At 67.4% G+C, this 4,010-nt stretch carries 5 protein-coding genes; 2 read left to right on the forward strand and 3 right to left on the reverse strand.

Translation table 11 applies throughout. The features are described 5' to 3' along the window. The coding region (locus ABZT03_RS43310) for a transposase domain-containing protein (RefSeq protein WP_356049698.1) at positions 1–590 on the reverse strand (590 nt) is incomplete at its 3' end. 134 nt (positions 591–724) lie between these two features. On the opposite strand from ABZT03_RS43310, the gene ABZT03_RS43315 reads away from it, so the two are divergent. Further along, complete coding sequence (locus ABZT03_RS43315; RefSeq protein WP_356049700.1) at positions 725–1,318, forward strand: transposase; 594 nt, start codon at positions 725–727, stop codon at positions 1,316–1,318. Then, positions 1,237–1,731 (forward strand): transposase, encoded by a 495-nt coding sequence (locus ABZT03_RS43320; protein WP_356049701.1) that lies wholly within the window; start codon positions 1,237–1,239, stop codon positions 1,729–1,731. Before ABZT03_RS43315 ends, ABZT03_RS43320 begins: the two co-directional genes overlap by 82 nt. Here ABZT03_RS43320 and ABZT03_RS43325 read toward each other — a convergent pair. Then, positions 1,691–2,215 carry a hypothetical protein gene (locus ABZT03_RS43325; RefSeq protein ID WP_356049703.1) on the reverse strand — a complete coding sequence of 175 codons (525 nt, stop codon included), beginning with the start codon at positions 2,213–2,215 and terminating at the stop codon, positions 1,691–1,693. The two genes, ABZT03_RS43320 and ABZT03_RS43325, sit on opposite strands and share 41 nt — an antisense overlap. Before the next feature lie 115 nt (positions 2,216–2,330). After that, positions 2,331–4,010: thioester reductase domain-containing protein (locus tag ABZT03_RS43330; RefSeq protein ID WP_356049705.1), on the reverse strand; the 1,680-nt coding region annotated here is incomplete at its 5' end.

The raw sequence follows: 4,010 nt of genomic DNA on the forward strand, positions 1-4,010 counted from the left end.
AGGGACACCAGGACCGCCCGGGCCAGAGCCTGCTCTCCGGTGCGCAAGCCTCCCATCGCAGCATCGAAGACGGCGTGGGTACCGCACTCCACCAGGCCGACCATGCGCAACTGCGGGTAGCCGACGTCCTGTTCACCACGCCCGGAGCGGGGCGGACGGCTGAACGCCTCCACGTTCGCCTTCGTGTCGGGCAGGTCGAATGTGGTGCCGTCGATCGCGGTCAGCCGCCAGTCGCGGTAGAAGGCGCCCCGAGTGTCCGGTGTGGCAACCGGACGGCACACCCGCGCGAACAACTGCCGCAACGGAGCCACCCCCAGCCGGGACCTGGCCTTCCAGATCGCCGCCGTACTCGGCACCACCCACGATGTACGCCAACGCCGCGCACCCTGCAAACCCGCGGTCAGCAGCCGGGCGACCTCCTCATAGCTATGCCCGGAGAACAGGCACATCGCCAACACGAAGTAGACCACCAGCCGGGCCGGCAACAGCCGGTTGCGCTGCTGCACCCGACCCGTCTCCGCCAACACCTCATCCACAAGCGACTGAGGAAACGCCTGTGTCAGCACCCCGACCGCGACCCGGTCCGACAACCGCTCACCAGATGACTTCGACTGACCCCAGGAATTAGAAGCCGTTGTCCTATCGACCGTGAGGCGGTTCTGGTCGAACAGGTTTCCTGGTCAGGTGATTTAGGCCGGGTGGGTGCATGAAGGCAGGACCTCCGGTGCAGCACGAGGGTTGCGAAGCCAACTCGTCTGCCCCGGAGGTCCTGTTGTCGCAGTTCTACGCCGTGTCGCCGGTTGTCTTCAACTCGGCCCGTTCTTCGTGCGATTGCCTCGCTCACCGGTTCGGGAACGCGGCCGACCGGCCGGACCGGGTCCCGGTCTACGGCTCGGACATGACGGACGCGCAGTGGGCGGTGGTGCGGGACGCGCTGCCGGTGCCGGCGTGGATGGAGGGGAGGGGCGGGCAGCCGGAGGGCTACTGCCATCGTCAGATGCTCGATGCGGTCTTCTACGTCACCGACAACGGCATCAAGTGGCGTGCGATGCCCGTCGATTTTCCGGCGTGGGACCGCGTCTACGCCTTCTTCCGCAGGTGGCGGAAGCAGGGTCTGGCCGGGGAACTGCACGACCGGCTTCGCGGGAGAGTTCGCACCGCGCACGGCCGCGACCGTGAGCCGAGTGCGGGAATCATCGACTCGCAGTCGGTGAAGGCAGCCGCCTGGTGCCCGCCGTGTCACGGGGCTATGACGGCGGGAAGAAGATCAACGGAAGGCGCCGGCACGTCATCACGGACAGCCTCGGCCTGCTGCTGATGGTCTGGGTGACAGCCGCGGATGTCACCGACCGCCAGGCCGCCCGCGCCATGCTGCCCGTGCTGCGGACACGGTTCAGGAAGATCACTCTGGTGTGGGCCGACGGCGGCTACACCGGCAGCCTCGTGACCTGGGCGAAGGAAAAACTCCAGCTCACCCTGCAGATCGTCAAGCGCAGTGACGACATGACCGGGTTCGTGGTGCTGCCGAGACGGTGGGTGGTGGAGCGCAGTCTGGGATGGCTGATGCGTTCGCGCCGCCTGGTGCGGGACTTCGAGGCGCTGCCCGCTTCCAGCGAGGCGTTCATCTACTTCTCGGCGAGCATGCTCATGGCCCGCCGCCTGGCCCGCACCACCGCCGTGAGCAGGCCGCTCAGTTCTCCGCGGCAGGCGCAGCCGACGCTCGCGGCATGAACCGGCCCGAGGGCGACGCCCTCAGCCACTCCCGCTCGACCAGCCGTTTCGCCCTCGACCGTACTCCCTCGATCTTGGCCGGCACCAGTTCCAGCCCCAGCCGGGCCGCCACATCCTTCGCCGACACCCCCTCACCGGCGCCCGGTTCACACTGAAGCAGCTCAACGATCCGCCGGTACTCCGGCGCGAGCGCCTCCACCGTCATCCCCTCCCGGTGCCACACCACCGTCGCCCCCGTAACCGGCACCTTGTCCACGTGGGCCGGCGGTGGAGGAACCTGCACCTCCAGGCGGGGCGGATCTGCCGCACCGTCGCCAGCGGCCAGGGCCTCGGCCAGCTCCGCACGTGCGATCACCCGGCGCTCCAACACCGCCTCGGCTGCACCGAGTTCGGCCAGGACCCGGACCGCTTCCGCCTGGAGCTCCTCCACGGCCGCCCGGGCAGCGATCTCCCGTTCCTCCAGCAAGCCCATCACCGACGCCACCAGCTACCTCCGTATCGCCGAGAACGAACTGAACGTCCGAACCCTCCCTCGGCGACACCGACACCATGCCTGATCAGCAGAAACTCAGCGATCACGACCGGAAAGACAACGGCTTCTAATGGGGTGCCAGATCACACAACTCCTCTGATGTTCCAGGAGCCGATGTCGGCTCCAAGCCCCTGGCGTCATCGAAGCGCAGGGGAGGCGGATGGGGCAGGAATCCGGTATCGGCGTAGACCGCGAGATAGTGCCGGATCAGTGACTCGCTGATCGCAGGGCAGATGAGGCCGGAGCCGCTCAGATCCCGCTGCACGTTGTCGGTGGCGAAGCGGGGCGGGGTGTGATTGGGCGGCATAGTGATCGGGGCATCGCCGTACAGGAGGGCGACGCTTGATAGGGCGCTGTCCTCGGGGGCGGTGACGGCGGCTGCAGTGAGGGCCGCGAGCCACTGCGGGCCGGTACGGGCTTCCAACTGGTAACCGGCCAGTCGTGCCTGCCGCAGCACGTCCTCGGCTCGGGTGGGTATCGGATTGCTCAGGTTGTAGCTGACCACGTCTCCCTCGGGCACCCGCAGACGGGACAACTGGACGATGGCGCCGGCCGTGTAGTCGACCGGCACCAGGTCCTCGGGTTCAAGGTGTCCCTCGGCATCGGGCGCAGCGCCCAGTTCGACGCACGCCTTGATGAACTTCCAGAAGGAGTCTTCCGTGCTCGCGGCCCCGGTGAATGTATGGCCGCTGATCCGGGCGGGTCGGTGGATCGTGGTGGGGATGCCTCGGCGTTTCGCCTCCCTCATCAACTGCTCCGCCACCCACTTGGATTGAATGTACCCGTTGGGCGGCACAAGGTCGGGGGAGACGCAGCGGTCTTCTTCGAGGTCTGGGGGATTGTTCCCGGTGCCTACCAGGACGCTGCCGGTGGAGATGTAGTGCACGGGGATTCCGCCGCCCAGTGCGGCCAGGCGGAGGATGTCCTGGGTGGCGAGTACGTTGGCTGCCTTCATCCGCTGGTACGGGTCCACGTGGTGCACGCGTGCACCGTTGTGGTAGATCACGTCCACCCGGCTTGCGAGAGCCGTGAACTCGCTTTCGGCGAGGCCGAGGAGCGGCTGTTCCAGGTCACCGGCGATGGCGTTGATCCGCTTGTGGAGATCCTCGTCCCACAGGCCGTATCGGGTGATGCTGCGTTCGAGGCGCGTCCGGGCGTTGTCGGAGCCGATCGGCCGCACCACGCACGTGACGGTGGCGTCGGGGAGGACACGCAGGATCTCCGCGAGGAGGAAGGCTCCGAGGAAGCCTGTTGCCCCGGTCAGCAGCACCTCTTGCACGTCGCGGGGGCGCGGCGTCATGGTGGGGTTCACCGTGATTGCCGGATCCAGACGGGCTTCGGCCGTCAAATCCACTTCAGCCGTCGTGCCTCCCTCGATGGCGTGGGCCAGGGCGGCCACGGTCCGGGAGGTGAAGACGGCTCGGACCGGCATGGCCACGCCGAGTTCGTCGTGAATCAGGGCGGTGAGTTTGGTGGCGAGCAGCGAATGGCCGCCCAGGGCGAAGAAGTCGTCGTCGATGCTTATGTGTGTGATGCCCAGCAGTGTGGAGTAGAGCTGGCACAGGGTTGTTTCGTAGGGGGTGCGGGGCGGGCGGTAGGTTTTGGTGACGTCCGCGGCCGGGGCGGGCAGGGCTTTTCTGTCGATCTTGCCATTGCTGGTCACCGGCAGTTCCTGGAGGACGACGATCGCGGACGGCACCATGTAGTCGGGTAGCCGGGCCGTGAGGTGTCTGCGTACGTCGGCGAT

This window comes from Streptomyces sp. NPDC005574, from assembly GCF_040605435.1.
GTDB lineage: Bacteria > Actinomycetota > Actinomycetes > Streptomycetales > Streptomycetaceae > Streptomyces.